General features: G+C 72.0%; 2 protein-coding genes (1 of these 2 only partly in view). Both read left to right on the top strand.

All coding sequences use genetic code 11. The annotated features are described in order from the left end of the window. Window positions 1–70 precede the first annotated feature (70 nt). A complete protein-coding gene (locus ABZV44_RS15740; RefSeq protein WP_354836460.1) occupies window positions 71–18,295 on the top strand; it encodes a non-ribosomal peptide synthase/polyketide synthase in 18,225 nt (6,074 codons plus the stop codon). After that, window positions 18,295–21,778: the 5' end (the start) of a non-ribosomal peptide synthase/polyketide synthase gene (locus ABZV44_RS15735; protein WP_354836458.1), read on the top strand. Its footprint extends 15,395 nt past the window's final position; only the first 3,484 of its 18,879 coding nucleotides appear in the window; the start codon lies at window positions 18,295–18,297; the stop codon falls past the right edge of the window. The genes ABZV44_RS15740 and ABZV44_RS15735 overlap by 1 nt, the downstream gene beginning before the upstream one ends.

The following is a 21,778-nucleotide window of genomic DNA, read 5'->3' as shown; positions in this document are numbered from 1 at the left end:
CCTCGTCAGCCGAGCGCACCCAGGTCTATTTCGTGATGCCCGAAACCGTTGGTCGACATAGCAATTCGCCATGACAAGGGAGGCTCTGGTGCAGGGTACGGACTCGAGTGGTCTCGGACCGAGTGAAGTTCCGACGTCGGATGTCTCAGCGCCTTTTCCCCTCGGACCCGCACAGATCGGCGTCTGGTACGCCCAGCTGCTGAACCCCGACGTGCCGTGCAGCATGGCCCAGTACGTCGATATCCAAGGCGATTTCGATGTCGACCTGCTCCTGCGGGTGTCCCAGGACGGCGTGCCGATCTGGCGCTCCTCCCAGCTGCGCTTCACCGAGATCGACGGACAGCCCTTCCAGTACATCGACGAGTCCGCCGGCCACAACACCCGCATCATGGACCTGCGGTCGGAGGCCGATCCCATTGCGGCGGCGCATGAATGGATGCGCGCCCAGATCGTCCAGCCGGTGAACGTCCTCATCGATGCCGAGCGGCTCTTCGCGCCCGCGCTGATCCGGGTCGCCGATCAGCGCTGGTTCTGGTTCGTGGTCGGCCATCACATCGTGGGCGACGGCTACGCCGCCATGAACACCATGCAGTGGACGGCTCGGCGCTACACCGCCCTGAAGCGCGGCCTGGAACCGGAGACGGTGCAGGTCGGCACGCAGCAGGAGCTGGTGGAGTCCGAGCTGGCCTACCGCGAGAGCACCCGGTTCCGCACCGACCGCGCGCACTGGGCCGCACGCACCGCCGGCCTGGAGGGCGGCACCACCCTCAAGGGCCGTTCCGCGCCGCCGCGCGCGGGCAATATGCGCTACGGCCAGATCCTGCCCGAGGAGCTGCAGCGGCGCCTCGAAAAGTGCGGCGAGCAGCACGATTCCGGTCTGCCCGGGGTGATCATCGCGGCCTTCGCGGCGTACATGGCCCGGCTCACCGGCAAGGACGAGGCGGTGCTGAGCCTGCCGGTGACGGCCCGCACCACCGCGGTCATGCGGCGCTCGACGGGCATGCTGTCCAATATCGTGCCGCTGCGCATTCCGGTCCGGGACGAGACCACCTGGGGTGAGCTGCTCACCTCGGCGCGGGTGGAGATCTCGGGCGCGCTGCGCCACCAGCGCTACCGTCACGAGGACATCCACCGCGACGCCGAACAGCAGGGCAGCCCGGCCTCGCGCGCGCTGTTCGGCCCGATGGTCAATGTCATGCTGTTCCATCCCCAGCTGGAGTTCGGGGATATCCAGGCGCGCCTGCACCTGTTGTCCTCCAGCCCGATCGAGGACATGAGCCTCAATCTCTTCTACGGGGAGAACGACCGGATCCACCTCGACCTCGAGGTGAACCCGAACCTGTACACCAGCGCGGAGAACGTCCGCCACCACCGCCGCTTCCTGACCTTCCTGGAGCGGCTGGTGGGCCTGGAGTCGGATGAGCGGCTCGCGGGCGTGGACGTCTGCACCGAGCTGGAACGCGATGTGGTGCTGCGGCTGTGGAACGACACCGCGTATCCGGTGGACGGCGCGGCGACGCTGGTGTCGATGTTCGACGCGCAGGCGGCCCGCACGCCGTCGGCCCCAGCGGTGCGTTTCGCCGGTGAGCCCGCCCGCGATCTCGGCTACGGCGCACTCGCGGAGCGCGTGAATCGCCTTGCCCGCCACCTGATCTCGCTCGGCGTCGGCCCGGAATCGCTGGTCGCGCTGCACCTGCGCCGGTCGCCGGAGCTGGTGGTGGCCATGTACGCCGTGCAGGCCGCCGGTGCGGCCTATGTGCCGCTGGACCCGGACCACCCGGCCGAGCGCACCGCGCACATCCTGAGGACGGCCGCGCCCGCGCTGGTGCTGACCACCTCGGCCGATCGCCCCGAAACCGATGTCACCGCACTGGATCTGGATCAGCTGGGCGGTGACGCCCTGGCCGGCTACTCGGCCGCGCCGGTGACCGATGCCGAGCGCCGCACGCCGCTGCGGCCGGCGAACACCGCCTACGTCATCTTCACCTCGGGTTCCACCGGCCGCCCCAAGGGCGTGGCGGTGACCCACGCGGCGATCGTGAACCGCCTGGTGTGGATGCAGCAGACCTACCGGCTCTCCGAGGCCGATGTGGTGCTGCAGAAGACGCCCGCCACCTTCGACGTGTCGGTGTGGGAGTTCTTCTGGCCGTTGCAGATCGGCGCGACCCTGGTGCTGGCGCAGCCCGACGGCCACCGTGACCCCGCCTATCTGCGTGCCGTGATCGCCGAATACGGCGTCACCACCGCACATTTCGTGCCGTCCATGCTGGACGCGTATGTATCCGAGTTGGAGCAGTCCGCTCTGGTTCGCGGCGCGTCTCGATTCTGGACCGACGGTGCGGGGGAGCGAAGCGGAGGAGCGGAGGGGGGAAGAATCGAGACCTCCAGCGCCGCGAACCCGCCGGAGCGCAGCGGAGGCAAATTGAGCACAGTCTTCGCCTCCGGTGAGGCGCTGCCGGGCCGGACCGCCCAGCGGCTGCGCGCGCTGACCGGCGCCGAACTGCACAATCTCTACGGTCCTACCGAAGCTGCGGTCGATGTCACCTTCCACGAGGTGACCGCCGCGGACACCGTTTCCGTGCCGATCGGCGCACCGGTGTTCAATACCCGGCTGTACGTGCTCGACGCACGTCTGCGGCCGGTCCCCGTAGGGACCCCGGGTGAGCTGTATCTGTCGGGGGTTCAGCTCGCCCGGGGCTACGTGGCGCGTCCGGGCCTGACGGCCGAGCGCTTCGTCGCCGACCCGTTCGCCGGGGAGTCCGGAGAGCTCATGTACCGGACCGGCGACCTGGTCAGCTGGACCGACAATGGTGAGCTGGAGTACCTGGGCCGCACCGATTTCCAGGTGAAGGTGCGCGGCCTGCGCATCGAGCTCGGCGAGATCGAGTCGGTGCTGGTGGCCGTGGACGGCGTGTCGCGCGCGGTGGTGATCGTGCGTGACGATCAGCTGGTGGCCTACGTCGTCGCGCCGGCCGAGGTGGACGCCACCCGTTTGAAGGCCGCGGCGGCGCGGGCGCTGCCGGGCTACATGGTGCCGCACGCCTACGTGGTGCTGGATGCCCTGCCGGTCAACGCCTCCGGCAAGCTGGATCGGGCCGCCCTGCCCGAGCCGGTCCGGGTGACGGTGCGGCACGAGGCGCCGGTCACCGTGACCGAACAGGCCGTGGCGCGGGTCTTCGGCGAGGTACTGGGTGCGACCGAGGTCGGCCGCACCGACGATTTCTTCGCCCTGGGCGGCAACAGCCTGATCGCCACCCAGGTGGCGGCGCGGCTGAACGCCGAGCTGGGTTGCCGGCTCACCGTGCGCGAGATGTTCTCCGCCACCGGCGTATCCGAGCTGGCGGCGGTGATCGACGACCAGTTCCTGGACGCCGACGCGGAGGCGGGCAACGCGGTCGCCCTGGTGCGGCGCGAGCGCCCCGAGGCGCTGCCGCTGTCCCCGGCGCAGCAGCGCATCTGGTTCCTGAACCGTTTCGACACCGGCAGCGCCGGCTACAACATGCCGTTCGTGGTGCGCCTGCGCGGCGAGGCCGACGAGGCGGCCATGCGGGACGCGCTGATGGACGTGCTGGACCGGCACGAGGTGCTGCGCACCGTATTCCCCTCGACGGCTTCGGGTTTCGCGGTTCAGCAGGTGCTGACGGTCGCCGCGGCGGCGGAGCCGGTGGCGCACGAGAGCTGTGACGCTGACGAACTGGACGCGCGATTGCGCGAGTTCGCGGCGCGGGGCTTCGACCTGGAACGCGAGATCCCGTTCCGGGCACGACTGTTCACCGTCACCGGCGCGGTCGCCTCGGACTGCGGACTGGGCGGTCCGGTCCTGGTGGACGCCGCCGATCTGGACGTGCCCGAGTACGCCATCGCCATCGTGCTGCACCACATCGCCGCCGACGGCCTGTCGCTCCCGGTCCTGGCCCGCGACCTGATCACCGCCTACCTGGCGCGGTCCCAGGGACAGGCCCCGGCCTGGCAGCCGCTGGCCGTGCAGTACGCGGATTACACGCTGTGGCAGCGCGATCGCCTCGGCGCGGCCGACGATCCGGACTCGCTGCTGTCGCGGCAGCTGGACTTCTGGCGGCAGACCCTGGCGGGCGCCCCGGACCTGCTCGAGCTCCCGGCCGATCGCCCGCGTCCGGTGGCCGCCACCGGCCGCGGCGCCAAGCTGGCCGTCGAACTGCCCGCCGAGTTGCACGCGCGAATTTCGGAAACCGCTCGGGCCGAGGGTGTTTCGACCTTCATGTTCATGCACGCCGCGCTGGCGGTGCTGCTGTCCCGGCTGTCCGGCGAGTCGGACATCGTCATCGGCACCCCGGTGGGCGGCCGCGGCGCGCGCGAACTCGACGATCTGATCGGCATGTTCGTCAATACGCTGCCGCTGCGCACCGACGTCGACGGCACGCTGAGCTTCCGGGAACTCGCGCACCGGGTCCGCGACACCGATCTCGCGGCCTTCGCGCACGCGGACGTGCCCTTCGAACAGCTTGTCGAGGCACTGAATCCGGCCCGCTCGCAGTCGCGCCATCCGCTGTTCCAGGTGGCGCTGTCCTTCACCGCGACCGGAGACATCAGCCTCGAACTGCCCGGATTGCTTGCCACGACGGGTACCCTGGACATCGAGGTGACCAAGTTCGACCTCTCGGTAGCGGTCACCGAAAGCTTCGCCGGTGCCGGTCCCGGGGAAGGTCCGGCACCGGCGGGGATCCACGCGGAGTTCGAGTTCGCGGTGGATCTGTTCGACCCCTCCACCATCGAGGTCTTCGCACATCGTTTCGTGCGCCTGCTCGAGGCCGTCACCACCGATCCTGCCGTGATCGTGGACGCGCTGCCGCTGCTGGCCCCCGCCGAATACACCGATCTGACAACCCGTTCGGGTGGTGCGGTGCAGGCCACCCGGCTGCTGCCGGACATGATGGCGCGCGCCGTGGCCGTCGGCCCGGACCGCCCGGCGCTGATCTCCGGCGAAACCACGCTCAGCTACGGCGAACTCGACGCGACCACCAGCCGCCTGGCCCGCCTGCTGATCGATCGCGGCATCGGCCCGGACGATCTGGTGGCCGTCGGCCTGCCGCGGTCGCTGGAAGCCGTTGTCGCGGTATGGGCGATCGTGAAGACCGGCGCCGCCTGGCTGCCGGTGGATCCCGCGTTCCCGGCCGAGCGCATCGCGCACATGGTCCGCGATTCGGGCGCGGTCCTCGGCGTGACCGGTTCCGCCGTGGTCGGCGGGCTGCCGGAGGTGCTGCCCTGGCTGGTGCTCGACGAGCCCGGATTCCGTGCCGACTGGGCGGGATTCGCCGCCGATCCGGTCGGCGACGCGGACCGGGTGCGCCCGCTGCGCGCGGGGAATGTCGTCTACGCCATCTACACCTCCGGATCGACCGGTGTGCCCAAGGGCGTGCTGGTCACGCACGCGGGCGTGCCCGGCCTGGCCGCCTCGCAGTACGAGCGCTACGTCGGTTCGCCGTCGGCGCGGGTGCTGCAGGGCTCCACCCCGAACTTCGACATCTCGGTCGCCGAACTGCTGATGGCCGTCGAGTCGGCCGGCACGCTGGTGATCGCGCCGCCCGGGGCCACCGTGGGTCCGGAGCTGGCGGAAGTGATTCGCGCGCAACAGGTGACGCACGTGCTGATGACGCCCTCGGCGATCGGCACCATCGATCCCGCCGACGTGCCCGGCCTGCGCCACATCGCGGTCGGCGGCGAGGCCGTCCCGGCGGAGCTGGTGCGGCGCTGGGCCGAGGCCGGGCGCACCCTGGTCGACGCCTACGGGCCCACCGAGACCACCATCGTCGTGAATGCCAGTGCGCCACTGCCGGCCAACGGTCCGGTGACCATCGGCCGTCCGCTGGCCGGGGTGCGGGAATGGGTGCTCGATGCCCGGCTGCGGCCGGTGCCGGTGGGCATGATCGGCGAACTGTACGTGGCCGGTCCGCAGCTGGCCCGCGGCTACCGCGGCCGCGCCGCCCTCACCGCCGACCGTTTCGTGGCCTGCCCGTGGGCGCCCGGTGAACGCATGTACCGCACCGGCGACCTGGTGCGCTGGACCGCCGACGGCACCGTGGACTACCTGGGCCGCAACGACTCCCAGGTCAAGGTGCGCGGCTTCCGGATCGAGCTGGGCGAGATCGAGTCGGCGGTGGCGGCGCATCCGCTGGTGCGCAGCGCCGCGGTGATCGTGCACCGCGACGCCGTGCGCGGGGATCAGATCGTCGCCTACCTCGTGCCCGAGTCCGCGGGCCTCGACCTGGCCGAGCTGAAGGCCGGACTGGCGAATCGCCTGTCCGCGTACATGATTCCGGCCGCCTTCATGGTGCTCGACGCCCTGCCGATGACCATCAACGGCAAGCTGGACTACCGCGCGCTGCCCGCGCCGATCTTCCCCAAGCGCGAATTCCGCGCGCCCGCCACGCCGGTCGAGCAGCTGGTCGCCGATGTCTTCGCCGAGGTGCTGGGCCTGGTCCCGGCCGTCGCGGAGACCGCCGTCGAGACCGTGCCGCCGCGTCCCCGGCCGGCCTCGGCCGATGCCGCAGACGCCGGCGAGGCCGCACAGGCGGTCGGCGCGGACGACGACTTCTTCGAGCTGGGCGGCAATTCGCTGATCGCCACCCAGGTGACCGCCCGCCTGGGTGCCGCCCTCGACACCCAGATCCCGGTGCGGCTGGTCTTCGAGGCCTCCAGCGTGGCCGAGCTGGCCGCGCGGGTGGCCGAGCTGGCCGGATCCGGTTCCCGCGCACCGCTGGTGGCGGGGGAGCGGCCCGAGGTGGTGCCGCTGTCCTACGCCCAGCAGCGCATGTGGTTCCTCAACCGCTTCGACAACAGCTCGATCGCGGACAACCTGGTCGCGGCCATCCGGCTGGACGGTCCGCTGGACGCGGACGCGCTGGCCGCGGCGGTCACCGATGTGGTGTCCCGGCACGAGACGCTGCGCACCGTGTACCCGGCCGTGGACGGTGTCGGCCGCCAGCTGGTGCTGTCCGCCGAGGCGGCCGGCATCGCCCTGGCGCCCGAGCAGGTGAGCCCGGACGCGCTGGAATCGCGCATCATCGAGCTGGCCGTGCTGCCCTTCGCGGTGGACGAGCAGCCGCCGGCGCGGCTGACCCTGCTGCGCCTGGCGCCGCAGACCCACGTGCTGGTGGTCGCCGTGCACCACATCAGCGCCGACGGCTGGTCCATCGCCCCGCTGACCCGGGATCTCATGGTGGCCTACACCGCCCGCCGCGCCGGCGCCGCGCCGCAGTGGACGCCGCTGCCGGTGCAGTACGCCGACTACACGCTGTGGCAGCGCGCGGTGCTGGGCGACGAGGACGATCCGGAATCGCTGCTGGCGGAGCAGATTCGCTTCTGGCGCGCCGAACTGTCCGGTCAGCCCGACACCCTGGAGCTGCCCAGCGACCGGCCCCGCCCGGCGGTCGCCACCCGCCGCGGCGCGCAGTACCGCTTCGTCATCTCCGCCGAGCGGCACCGCCGCCTGCGCGAGCTGGCCGAGCGCGATCACGCCACGGTGTTCATGGTGCTGCACGCGGCGTTCGCCACGCTGCTCGCGAAACTCTCCGGCACCGCGGACATTTCGATCGGTTCGCCGGTCGCGGGCCGCGGCGAGCAGGCGCTCGACGACCTGGTCGGCATGTTCGTCAACACCCTGGTGCTGCGCACCGAGGTCACCCCGCACCGCTCGTTCCGGGAGCTGCTGGCCCGGGTGCGCGAGGCCGATCTGCGCGCCTTCGCGCACGCGGACGTGCCCTTCGAGCGGCTGGTCGAGGTGATCGCCCCGATGCGCTCGCAGGCCCGCCACCCGCTGTTCCAGGTGGCCCTGGACCTGGCCAATGTCACCCAGCCCACGCTGGAGCTGGACGGGCTGACGGTCTCGCGCATCGACCTGGATCCCGGCGCCGCCAAGTTCGACCTGCAGCTGTCGGTGGGCGAGGACGCCGCGACCGGCGAGCTGAGCGCCCAGTTCACCTATGCCACCGACATTTTCGACGAGGCCACCGTGGCGGCCTTCGCGCGGCGGCTGGACGTGGTGCTCGAGGCCGTGACCGACGAGCCGGACCGGCTGGTCGGCGAGATCGACCTGCTCATCGGCGACGAGCGCTCCCGGGTGCTGATGTCCTGGAACGACACCGCCCGCGATACGCGAGAGCTGTTGCCCGCCACCGATTCCGGCACCGCCACCCTGGTCGACCTGTTCGAGGCCAGGGCGCTGACCTGCCCCGATGCCCCGGCTGTGGAATTCGAGGGGGCGACTCTGTCCTACGGCGAGTTCGCCGCCCGGGTACACCGCCTGGCCCGCAAGCTCGCCGACTCCGGGGTGACCGCGGAATCCCGGGTGGCCCTGGCCATGCGGCGGTCGGACGACATGGTCGTGGCCATGTACGCCGTGCTCGCCGCGGGCGGCGCGTACGTGCCGGTGGACCCGGACCAGCCGCGTCTGCGCATCGACTACGTGCTCGACGCCGCCGCTCCGGTGGCCGTGCTCACCACCGTGCGCGACGGTTTCACCACCGATCGCGACCTGCCGGTGCTGGCCGTGGACGCCCTCGACCTCGCCGGCTACTCGAGCGCCCCGCTCACGGATGCGGATCGCACTGCGCCGCTGCGTGATTCGAACACCGCCTACGTGATCTTCACCTCGGGGTCGACCGGCCGCCCGAAGGGTGTGGCCGTCCCGCACTCGGCCATTGTCAACCGCCTGGTGTGGATGCAGGCCGAGTACGGCCTGACCGCCGCGGATGTCGTCCTGCAGAAGACGCCCTACACCTTCGACGTGTCGGTGTGGGAGTTCTTCTGGCCCTTGCAGATCGGCGCCAAGCTGGTGGTCGCCGCGCCCGACGGCCACCGCGATCCCGCCTACCTGGCCGGCATGATCGCCCGCCGCGGCGTTACCGTTGCCCACTTCGTGCCCTCCATGCTGGCCGTCTTCGTGGCCGAACTCGAGACTGCCCTTCGCAGCGGCGAAACTCTCCTGGTTCGCGGCCCGTCTCGTTCTGGACTGCGGCTGGAATCGACCTCCGCCTTGGAGCGGGGGAGCGAAGCGGAGGAGCGGAGGAGGGAAGAACGAGACCTTCAGGGCCGCGAACCCGCCGGAGCGGAGTGGAGGCAAGTTCTACACAGCCTGCGGCAGGTGTTCGCGTCGGGTGAGGCGCTGCCCGCGCCGACCGCGCAGAAGCTGCGCGAGCTCACCGGTGCGCGCCTGCACAATCTGTACGGCCCGACCGAGGCCGCGATCGATGTCACCTATCACGAGGTGGCCGACGCGGATACGGCCTTCGTGCCGATCGGCCGCCCGGTGTGGAACACCCGCACCTACGTGCTGGACGCGCGCATGAACCCGGTCGCGCCGGGTGTCGCGGGTGAGCTCTATCTGGCGGGCGACCAGCTGGCCCGGGGCTACCTGGGCCGGGCGGATCTGTCGGCGGATCGCTTCGTGGCCAACCCCTTCGGCACCGGCGAGCGCATGTACCGCACCGGTGACCTGGTCTCCTGGACCCCCGAGGGCGAGCTGAACTACCTGGGCCGCACCGACTTCCAGGTGAAGTTGCGCGGTCTGCGCATCGAGCTGGGTGAGATCGAGGCCGCGCTGCTGGCGCAGCCGGGCGTCGCCCAGTCGGTCGTGGTGGTGCGCACCGATGCGCACGCCGGTGACCAGCTGGCCGGATACCTGGTCCGCGAACCCGAGGCCGTGGTCGACCTGGACGCGATCAAGGCCGCCCTGGCCACCACGCTCCCGGGCTACATGGTCCCGGCCGCGCTCGTGGTGCTGGATGCCTTCCCGCTCAATGCCTCCGGCAAGCTGGACCGCACCGCCCTGCCGGCCCCGGTCTTCGAGACCGCGGTCTACCGGGCGCCGGAGACGGTGGCCGAGGAGGTCGTGGCCGGTGTCTTCGCGGACCTGCTCGGGGTCGAGCGGGTCGGCGCGTACGACGACTTCTTCGCCCGCGGCGGCAGCTCGCTGCTCGCGGCCCGCGCCGTGGCCCGGGTGGGCGCGGCCCTGGACGCCGAGCTGTCGGTGCGCGACCTGTTCGACGCCCCGACCGTCGCCGGCCTGGCGGCCATCGCGGAGGCCAAGGCGGGCACCGGAACCCGGCTGCCGCTGACCGCGCGGCCCCGCCCGGAGCGGGTGCCGCTGTCGGATGCCCAGCGCCGCATGTGGTTCCTCAACCGCTACCACGCCGATGTGATCGGCACGGGCCCCGGCGCGGCCTCGGACAATATCCCGCTCGTGCTGCGGGTGTCCGGCGTGCTGGACGCCGAGGTGCTCGATGCCGCACTGCGGGACGTGGTTTCGCGCCACGAGACCCTGCGCACCGTCTACCCCGACGGCTCGGACGGCCCCGAGCAGCAGGTGCTGGCGGCGACCGACGCCGAGCTGCTCACCGCCCGCGTCACCGCGGACGAGATTCCCGGCCGGGTGGCCGGGATCATCGGCCACGCCTTCGACCTGACCCGCGAAACCCCGTTGCGCGCAGCACTGTTCAGCGTCTCGGAGACCGATCATGTGCTGGTGCTGGTGGTCCACCACATCAGCGCGGACGGATTCTCGCTGGGCCCGCTGGCCACCGACTTCATGACGGCCTACCAGGCCCGCCGCTCCGGCGTGGCCCCCGCGTGGGCCCCGCTGCCCGTGCAGTACGCCGACTACACGCTGTGGCAGGCCGAGCGTCGCGGCGACGAATCCGACGCGCGGTCGCTGGCGCACCGGCAGCTGGAGTTCTGGCGGCAGCGCCTGGCCGGGCTGCCCGAGCAGCTGGAACTGCCCACGGACCGGCCGCGTCCGGCGGTTGCCTCGCTGCGTGGCGGCACCCACCGCCTGAGCATCGACTCCGATCTGCACGGTCAGCTGGGCGAATTGGCGCGCAAGCACGACACCACCCTGTTCAGCACCGTGCACGCGGCGCTGGCGGTGCTGCTGGCGCGGGTGTCGAACAGCACCGACATCGCGATCGGCACCCCGGTCGCGGGCCGCGGCGAGCAGGAGCTCGACGGCCTGGTCGGCATGTTCGTCAACACCCTGGTGCTGCGCAGCGAGATCGACCCGCGCGCCCGCTTCGACTCCGTGCTGGACGCGGTGCGCGCGGACGACATCGCCGCGCTCTCGCACGCGGAGGTGCCTTTCGAGCGCCTGGTCGAGGTGCTGTCCCCGGCCCGGTCGCAGGCCCGGCACCCGCTGTTCCAGGTGGCCCTGACCTTCCACAACTACGCGCTGCCCACGGTGGAGCTGCCCGAGCTGCGGGTGCACCCGGAGACCCTGGACGCCGGAGTGTCCAAGTTCGATCTCCAGTTCACCGTGCTCGAGACCCACGCCGCGGACGGCCGCGCCGGTGGCATGGATATCGAGATCACCTACGCCAGTGAGCTTTTCGACGCCGACACCATCGCGGCGCTGGCGGGCCGTTTCGGCCGGGTGCTGGCGGCGGTGGCCGCCGACCACACCGTGGTGGTCGGCGATATCCAGCTGCTGAGCAGCGAGGAGAGCGCCCGCGTACTGCACGAGTGGTCCGCCACCGGGCCCGATGTCGCCGAGTTCACCACTCTCGCCGACCGATTCGCGACCGCCGCTGCCCTCGACCCGGCGGCCCCGGCCGTCCGCGCCGGGGACGTGACCCTCACCTACGCCGAGCTCGACGCCCGCTCCAACCGCCTGGCCCGCTGCCTCATCGCGGCCGGTGTCGGACCGGAATCGCTGGTGGCCGTGGCGCTGCCGCGCACCGCGGAGCTGGCCGTGGCGCTGCTGGCGGTGGTGAAGGCCGGCGGCGGCTACCTGCCGATCGACCCGAACTACCCGGCCGACCGCATCGAGTACGTGATCGACGACGCCCGGCCGGTGTGCGCGATCAGCAGCGGCGACGCGCAGCTGCCGGCCGGCTGGTTCGGCGGACCGGTCGTCTGCCTGGACACCATCGACCTCGACGGCTTCGCCGCCGACCCGGTCACCGACCGCGACCGGCGCGCGCCGCTGCGCCCGGCCGACACCGCCTACGTCATCTACACCTCGGGTTCCACCGGCCGCCCCAAGGGCGTGGTGATCCCGCACCGCAATGTGATCCGCCTGTTCGACAATGCGCAGGGACACTACGGTTTCGGGCCCGCCGACGTGTGGACCATGTTCCACTCCTACGCCTTCGACTTCTCGGTCTGGGAGCTGTGGGGCGCGCTGCTGTACGGCGGCAGCGTGGTGGTGGTCGACTACTTCACCTCGCGGTCGCCGCAGCAGTTCCGCGAACTGCTCGCCATCGCGGGCGTGACCGTGCTCAATCAGACGCCGTCGGCGTTCTACCAGCTGATCGCCGCCGACACCGAGTCCGATACCGAGCTCGCGCTGCGGTATGTGATCTTCGGTGGCGAGGCGCTGGAACCGCAGCGGCTCGCGGGCTGGTTCGTGCGGCACCCGCAGGGCCCGGCGCTGATCAACATGTACGGCATCACCGAGACCACGGTGCACGTGTCCTACCGCCCGATCACCCCGGACACCGGCTCCGCCAGCGTGATCGGCGGCGCGCTGCCGGGTCTGACCGTGCGCGTGCTGGATTCGCGACTGCGTCCGGTGCCGGTCGGCGTCCCCGGCGAAATCTATGTCTCCGGTGGGCAATTGGCGCGCGGCTACCTGAACCGCCCGGCGCTCACCGCCGGTCGCTTCGTGGCCGACCCCTACGGCGGTTCCGGCGAATCCGCCTACCGCACCGGCGATCTGGCGCGCTGGACCGCCACCGGCGACCTCGAGTACCTGGGCCGTATCGACCAGCAGGTGAACTTGCACGGCTTCCGGGTCGAGCTGGGCGAGATCGAGGCCGCGCTGCTGCGGGATCCGCAGGTGCGCGAGGCCGCGGTCATCGTGCGCCACGACGCCGCCGTGGACGCCTCCCGCATCGTCGGCTACGTGGTCCCGGCCGCGGACACCGCGCCGTCCACCACCGACCTGCGGGCCTTCGTCGCCCGGGAGCTGCCCGAGCACATGGTGCCCGCGGCGGTGGTGATCGTGGAGCGGATCCCGTTGACCGTCAACGGGAAGCTCGATCGCGCGGCGCTGCCCGCTCCGGTCTTCGAGGGCACCGAGTACCGGCAGCCGGCCACCGTCGCCGAGGAGCTCATCGCCAACGTCTACGCCGACCTGCTGGGCATCGAGCGGGTGGGCGCGGACGACGACTTCTTCGCCCTGGGCGGCTCCTCGCTGCTCGCGGCCAAGGCGGTCGCCCGCATCGGCGCCCTGTTCGACACCACGGTCGGCGTGCGCGCCCTGTTCGAGGCGCCCACCGTGACCGCCCTGGCCGCCCGCGTGCAGGCCGAGGCCGACGGGCCGAAGCGTCCGGTGCTGGTCGCCGGCGCCCGGCCCGAGCACCTGCCGCTCTCGCCCGCCCAGCAGCGCATGTGGTTCCTCAACCGCTTCGATCGCGCGTCCACGGCCTACAACATCCCGCTCGCCCTGCGCCTTACCGGCGAGCTGGACGCCCCCGCGCTCGAGGCCGCCTTCGCCGCCGTGGTGGAACGCCACGAGACCCTGCGCACCGTCTACCCGGAGACCGCGGACGGGCCCGCGCAGGTGATCCTGCCTGCCGCGCAGGTGGTTTCGGAGCTGAAGCCGGTCGACGTGACCGAGGCCGAGCTGGTGGCCCGGGTCACCGAATTCGCGACCACCACCTTCGACGTGACCGTCGACGTGCCGGTGCGGGTGCTGCTGCTGCGGGTGGTCGACGCCGACGGCGCGCCCACCGGCGATCACGTGCTCGCCGGTGTGCTGCACCACATCTCGGCCGACGGCTCCTCGGTGGTCCCGTTCGTGCGCGACCTGATGGTCGCCTACGACGCCCACCTGGCCGGCTCCCGGCCGTCGTGGACCCCGCTGGCCGTGCAGTACGCCGACTACGCGCTGTGGCAGCGCGCCCTGCTCGGCGCCGAGGACGATCCCGCCTCGGTGGCCGCGGGCCAGCTCGCCTTCTGGCGGGAGACCCTGGCGGGTCTGCCCGATCAGCTGGACCTGCCCGCCGACCACCCGCGGCCCGCACGGCAGAGCCTGCGCGGCAGCTATATCCGGCTCCCGCTCGACGCCGACCTGCACGCGGGTCTGACGGAGCTGGGCCGCCGCCGCGGCGCGACCCTGTTCATGGTGGTGCACGCCGCTTTCGCGGCCCTGCTGTCGCGGCTCTCGGGCACCACCGACATCGCGGTCGGCACCCCGATCGCGGGCCGCGGCGACGCCGCCCTCGACGACGTGATCGGTATGTTCGTCAACACGCTGGTGCTGCGCACCCGCACCGACGGCGGCGAACCGTTCACCGACCTACTGGCCCGCGTGCGCTCCGGCGACATCGCCGCCTTCGGCAATGCCGACGTGCCCTTCGAACGCCTGGTGGAGGTGCTCAACCCGGCCCGCTCCACCGCCCGGCACCCGCTGGTCCAGGTGGGCCTGTCCTTCCAGAACCACGAGCGCGCCGAGCTGCAGCTGTCCGGCCTGACCGTGTCGGAGGTCGAATTCGACACCCACGTGGCGCAATTCGATCTGCACCTGTTCGCGGTGGACCACTACACCGAGACCGGCGCGCCCGCCGGGCTGGAGCTGACCCTCGGCTACGCCCACGACCTGTTCACCGAGGGCACCGCGCAGCGGTTCACCGCCGCGCTGGCGCGGCTGCTGGAAACCGTTGCGGCACAGCCGGACACCGTCATCGGCGATATCGACCTGCTGGGTGCGGGGATGCGCCAGCGCATCCTGCACGACTGGAACGCCACGGCGCACCAGCTCGCGCCGGCCACCCTGGCCGATCTGGTCGACGCCCAGGTGGCGACGAACCCCGCCGCGGTCGCCCTGCTGGGCGCCGGAACCTCGCTCACCTATGCGGAATTCGACGCCCGGGTCAACCGCCTGGCCCGGCGGCTCATCGCCGCGGGCGTCGGCCCGGAGACCGGCGTGGTGCTCGCCATGCGCCGTGGCATCGACCTGGTGGTCGCCATGTACGCGGTGGTCAAGGCCGGCGGCGCCTACGTGCCGATCGACCCGGACCACCCGGCCGATCGCATCGCCTACATTGTCGAAACAGCCGCTCCGGCAGTGGTTCTCACCACGTCCTCCGAGGGCGTGCCCTTCGAGGCCGCGGTCCCGGTGCTCGAGGTGGACCGGCTGGAGCTGTCCGGCCTGTCCGCGGCGCCGATCACCGACGGTGAGCGGGTGCGCCCGCTGCGCCCGCAGCACCCGGCCTACGTCATCTTCACCTCGGGTTCGACCGGCCTGCCCAAGGGCGTGACGGTGCCGCACGCGGCCATCGTCAACCAGTTGCGCTGGCTGCGCGCCACCTTCGAGCTGGACGCGGGCGACCGCGCGCTGCTGAAGACCCCCGCCACCTTCGACCTGTCGGTGTGGGAGTTCTGGTCCGCGCTGACCACCGGGGGCAGCCTGGTGGTGTCCGCCGCGGGCGACGAACGCGATCCCGACCGCCTGCGCGCCCTGATCGAGACGCACGCCGTCACGATCCTGCACCCGGTGCCCTCGCTGCTGGGCATGCTGCTGGCGGGCGGCCCGCTGCCCGCCTCGGTGCGCGCGGTGCTGGCCATCGGCGAGGCGCTGCCGGCCGCGACGGCCGCGGAGTTCCTCGACCAGCACCCCGACAGCGAGAATGCCGAGGGCGCACGGCTGTTCAACCTCTACGGCCCGACCGAGGCGGCGGTCTCGATCACCTCCTACGAGGTGAGCGAGCGGCACCGGCAGGCGGTGCCGATCGGCTCGCCCGCCTGGAACAGCCGGGTCTACGTGCTCGACGCCCGCCTGTCCCCGGTCCCGATCGGTGTGCCGGGCGAGTTGTACCTGTCCGGCGCGCAGTTGGCGCGCGGCTACCACGGCCGCCCGGCCCTGACCGCCGACCGCTTCGTGGCGGACCCCTTCGCCGGCGGCCGCATGTACCGCACCGGCGATATCGTCCGCTGGCGCGCGGACGGCGCGCTCGAGTACATCGATCGCGCCGACTTCCAGGTCAAGATCGGTGGTTTCCGCATCGAGCTCGGTGAGGTGGAGACCGCGCTGTACCGGCAGCCCGGTGTGAGCGCCGCGGTTGCCGTGGCCCGCACCACCGCCGACGCGGGCGCCCGGCTGGTCGCCTACGCCGCGGTCCCCGGCACCTCCGAGGAACGCCGCGACGAAGTGTCGGCCGCCCTGCGCGCCGCGCTCGCCGCGGAGCTGCCGACCTACATGGTCCCGGCCGCGCTGGTCGTGCTGGACGCCCTGCCGCTGAACGCCAACGGCAAGGTGGACCGGGCGCGGCTGCCCGAACCGGTCTTCGCCGTGGCGGCCTACCGCGAGCCGGTGACCGCGCTCGAGCAGGCCGTCGCCGCGGGCTTCGCGGAGGTCATCGGCGCGGCCGGGGCCACCCCGATCGGCCTGGACGCGGACTTCTTCGCACTGGGCGGCAATTCGCTCATGGCGACCCGCCTGGCCGCCCGGCTCGGCTCGGATCTCGGTGTGCGGGTGCCGGTCTCGGCCCTGTTCGAGGCCCCGACCGTGGGCGGGCTGGCGGGCTGGATCGCCAACGCCGATCCGGCCGAGCTGCTGCCCGCCCTGACCCGCCGTACCGACGCTGGCCCGGCCCCGCTGTCGCTGGCCCAGCAGCGCATGTGGGTGCTCAACCGCCTGCACCCGGACTCGGGCGCCTACAACGTGCCCGCCGCCGTCCGGCTCACCGGCGCGCTCGACAAGGCCGCGCTCACCGCGGCCCTGCGGGATGTGCTGGAGCGCCACGAGATTCTGCGCACCCGCTATCCCGAGGTGGACGGCGAGCCCGTGCAGGTGGTGCTGGAGCTGGGCGAACTCCAGGGCGAGCTCACCCCGGTCCCGGTGTCCGAGACCGAGATTCAGGCCCGTCTGGTCGAGACGGCCACGGCCGGTTTCGATGTCACCGTCGCGCCGCCGGTGCGGGTGACGCTGTTCGAACTCGGCCCGGCCGACCACGTCCTGCTGGTGGTGCTGCATCACATCAGCGCCGACGGCTACTCGGTGCTGCCCATGACCCGGGATCTGGTGCTGGCCTACACCTCCCGCCTGGCCGGGGACGCGCCCGCCTGGGCGCCGCTGGAGATCCAGTACGGCGACTTCGCCGCCTGGCAGCGCCGCGTGCTCGGTTCGGACGCCGATCCGGACAGCCTGTTGTCGCGGCAGCTGCGCTTCTGGGTGGACGAGCTGTCCTCCGCGCCCGAGCAGCTGGCGCTGCCCACCGACCGCCCCCGGCCGGCGCGGCGCGAGATGCTCGGCGAGACGGTCGATTTCGCGGTCGACGCGGAGACCGTCGAGCGGCTCTCGGCCCTGGCCCACGCGCACGGCGCCACCCTGTTCGGGGTCGTGCACGCCGCCTTCGCGGTGCTGCTGGCCAAACTGTCCGGCCAGCGCGACATCTCGATCGGCGTCCCGCTCGCCGGGCGCGGTGAGCGGGCGCTGGACGACCTGATCGGCATGTTCGTCAATACCGTGGTGCTGCGCGCCGAGGTGGACGGCAAGCTCGCCTTCACCGATCTGCTGCGGCAGGTGCGCGACCGCGACCTGGCGGCGTTCGCCCAGGCCGACGTGCCGTTCGAGCGCGTGGTGGAGGCCGTGCTGGCCGCCACCGGCCGGGCCCGTTCGGCGTCGGTGAGCCCGCTGTTCCAGGTGGCCTTCGCCTTCCAGAACATGTCGCCGGTGTCGGCGGCGCTGCCCGGACTCACCGTCGAGGCGCTCGATCCCGAGCTCACCGAGGCCAAGTTCGACCTCCAGCTCACCGGCATCGAGCGGCACGACGAGGCCGGCCGGGTGGTGGGCCTGGACATGCGATTCGGGTACGCCACCGACATTTTCGGTGCGGACAGCGTGCGCCTGCTGGCGCAGCGGCTGCTGCTGGTGCTGCACACCGTGGTGTCCGATCCCGAAGCGCCGGTGCGCGACATCGACATCCGCACCGAGGCGGAACGCACCCGCCGCCCCGGCGGCGGCGCCGTGAAGACCGCAGCGGCGGTGTCGCACAAGGACACAGCGGCGGTGTCGCAGCCGCCGGCCGACCTGCCGGCCCTGCTCGCCGCCGCGGCGGCGGCCGCCCCCGAGGCGGTCGCCCTCACCCACGGCGAGCACACCGTCACCTATCGGGATCTTGCCGGGAAGATCGCCGTCACCGCCCGCGCCATGGGCGCCGCCGCGAAGCCGGAGGCGCTGGTGAACGTGGCACTCGCCGGACTGGTACCCGGCATTCTGGCCGCTCTCGGCGCGGCCGGACTCCATCAGGCCCTGAGCACGCTCACCGCGGACGCGCAGGCCCTGGTTCTTCGCTCGGAGAGCACGTCGGAAGGAAGCCTCTGATGCACTACGCAGAGTCGATCGCCACCAGCCGGAACGGACGGGTCACGGCCTTGCGCCGAGCCTACGGCGTGGGCGACCTACCATGTCTGATCGCTGTCGTGGCCGAGCTGGACGCCGACCGCATAGCCCTGCGGGACGCCGGCGACACCGTCGCCTACGGCGCCCTGGCCACCGAGATCGCCATGCTCGGCGAGGCCATGGGCGGCGCGCTGGAGCCCGAGGCGCTCATGCAGGTGGTGGTGTCCGGGCAGCTTCCCGGACTGATGAACGGCGAGGCCGGCGGCCTCACCGCGGCGTTGGAGGCGCTGGTCGACGACGCCGTGCTGGCCGCCTCCGACGTCCTCGACCCCAAGCTGGCCCCGGTCGAGACCCTGAGCACGCAGTTCCGCGGCCAGGTGCAGCGCACCCCCGACGCGGTGGCGTTGGAATTCGAGGGCGCGACGCTCACCTACGCCGAATTCGCCACCCGCGTCACGGTTCTCGCGCGGCATTTGCGCGGTCTGGGCGTCGGCCCCGATGTCCTGGTGGGCCTGTCGGTGCGCCGCTCCTTCGAGCTGATGGTCGGCATGTTCGCCATCCTCGAAGCCGGGGGCGCGTACGTGCCCCTCGATCCGGATCACCCGGCCGAGCGCATCTCCTACGTGCTCGAGGTGGCGCGGCCCGCGGTGGTGCTCACCACCACCGCCGACCAGCCCGCCTTCGCCGTCGAGGCCCCGGTGCTGCGCATCGACGAATTCGAGCGCAACGCACGGGAATACGGCGTCGACGGCGATCGGCTGCTGTCCCCGGCCGACGATCCCGAGCTGCCGCAGCCGGGCCCGGACAACCTGGCCTACGTCATCTTCACCTCGGGCTCCACCGGCCGCCCCAAGGGCGTGGCCATCCCGCACCGTGCGGTCGTCGCCTTCCTGCGGTGGCAGCAGCGGCAGTTCCGGATCACCGCGGACGACGCGGTGCTGTTCAAGACCAGCACCACCTTCGACGCGTCGGTGTGGGAGATCTTCTGGCCCCTGCAGACCGGGGCGCGACTGGTCATCACCACCCCGGACGGTCACCTGGACCCCGCCTACCTGGTGCGCGTCATTCGCGAATCGCGGGTCACCACGGCCTTTTTCGTGCCGTCGATGCTGGCCGCGCTGGTGGGTGAGGTCATGCGCAGCGGCGAGGACATGCCCGATTCCCTGCGCTATCTGCTCACCGGTGGCGAGACCGTCCCCGTCGGAACCGCCGCTGACTTCCGCAGCGTCAGCGGCGCGACCCTGTTCGACGTGTACGGTCCCACCGAGTCCACCGTGCTGGCCACCGCCCACGAGGTCACCGCGGCCGATGTCGACACCATTCCGATCGGCAGCCCCGGCGACGATGTCGAACTGCTGGTCCTCGACGCGGATCTGCGCCCGGTGCCGGTCGGCGTGGTCGGCGAGCTGTACATCGCCGGCACGCAGCTGGCCCGCGGCTATGTGGGCCGCTCGGGTCTGACCGCCGAACGGTTCGTGCCCAACCCCGAGGGCCCGTCCGGCGATCGCATGTACCGCACCGGTGATCTGGTGCGCTGGGTCTCCGGTGTGGACGGTGGCCCGGACGAGCTGGAATACATGGGCCGCAGCGACTTCCAGGTGAAGATGCGCGGCCTGCGCATCGAGCTCGGCGAGGTGGAGTCCGCGCTGCGCCGCACCGCCGCGGTCGCGCAGGCGGCCGTGCTCATGCACACCCGCCCGAACGGCGAGCAGGCACTGGTCGGTTATGTCGTCGCGGCCGACGGTATCGAAATCGACAGTGCCGCGGTGCTTTCCACCGCGCGGGCGCACGTACCCGAGTACATGGTGCCGTCGCTGCTGGTCGTCCTGCCCGAGATGCCGATGAACGTGAACGGCAAGCTGGACCGGCGTGCTCTGCCCGACCCGGTCTTCGCCGACACCGCCACCGCCTATCGCGCCCCGGCCACTCCCGCCGAGGAGGCGGTCGCGGCCATCTTCGCCGACCTGCTCGACCTCACGGTGGTGGGTGCGGACGACGACTTCTTCACCCTGGGCGGCAACTCTCTCATCGCCACCCGCGCCATCGCCCGGATCCGGGAGTCGCTCGGCGTCACCGTGGACGTGCGCGACTTCTTCGAGCGCCCGACCGTGTCCGCGCTGGCGGCGCTCGGCGACGGCGCGGGCCCGGGGGCCCGGCCGCCGCTGACCGCCGGGCCGCGCCCGGACCACATTCCGCTCTCGCCCGCCCAGCAGCGCATGTGGTTCCTGAACCACTTCGCGCGCAGCGAATACGACCCGGCCGCCGATGATTTCGATCCGTCGGCGGTGGACAACATGCCGTTCGCGCTGCGCTTGCGCGGCGAGCTCGACACCGCGGCGCTGGCGGCCGCCTTCGCCGACGTCATCGAGCGCCACGAGTCGTTGCGCACCTACTACCCGGCCGCCGACCAGGGCCCCGCCCAGGTGGTGCTGCCCGCCGCCGCGGTGGACCTGACCCCGCGCGAGGTGCCCGAGGACCAGCTGGCCGCGACGGTATTGGCGCTGGCCGCACAGGGATTCGACGTCACCGCCGAGGTGCCGCTGCGCGCCCGGCTGCTGCGCTCGGGTCCCGGCGACCACACGCTGGTGGTGGTGGCCCACCACATCGCCGCCGACGGCGCCTCCATCGGACCGCTGGTGCGCGACCTGGTGCTGGCGTACGTGGCGCGGCAGGCGGGTCAGCGGCCGTCCTACGAGCCGCTGGCCGTGCAGTACGCCGACTACGCGCTGTGGCAGCGGGCCTGGATGGGCGACGAATCCGATCCGGACTCGGTCGCGTCCCGCCAGATCGCTTTCTGGGCAAGCGAACTCGCGGATCTGCCCGCCCAGCTCGACCTGCCCGCGGACCGCCCGCGTCCGGCCGTGTCCAGCTTCCGCGGCACCTCGTTCGAGACCGTGCTGGACGCCGACCTGCGCGCCGCGGTCGACCGGGTGGCCGCCGCCCACCGCGCCACCCCGTTCATGGTGCTGCACGCCGCGCTGGCCGCGGTGCTGGCCCGGCTCTCGGGCACCGGCGACATCGCCATCGGCACCCCGGTCGCCGGGCGCGGCGACCAGGCCCTCGACGACCTGGTCGGCATGTTCGTCAACACCCTGGTGCTGCGCGCCGAGGTGCGCGGCGGGGACTCCTTCGCCGACCTGATCGCCCATGTGCGCGACCGGGATCTGCGCGCTTTCGCCCATCGCGACGTGCCCTTCGAGCGCCTGGTGGAGGTGCTCAATCCGGCGCGCGCCCGCAACCGCCACCCGCTGTTCCAGGTCGCGCTGTTCATGCAGAACCTCGGCGAGCTCACCGCCGCGCTGCCGGGACTGACCGCCGAGGAATTGGACTTCGATCCGGGCATCGCCAAGTTCGACCTGCAGCTGACCGTCGTCTCCGACGGCGACCGCTACCGGGTCCAGTACACCTACGCCACCGACCTTTTCGACGATCACACGGTGCGCGAGTTCGGCGCCAAGTTCACCC

It is taken from the genome of Nocardia sp. NPDC004860, assembly GCF_040609015.1.
Classification (GTDB): Bacteria; Actinomycetota; Actinomycetes; order Mycobacteriales; family Mycobacteriaceae; genus Nocardia.
This window is presented reverse-complemented; position numbering and strand designations above follow the sequence as displayed.

What these genes read in the sequence shown, in the direction of transcription:
- ABZV44_RS15740 (WP_354836460.1), top strand. Translation starts at nt 71, where the DNA reads ATGACAAGGGAGGCTCTGGTGCAGGGTACGGACTCGAGTGGTCTCGGA.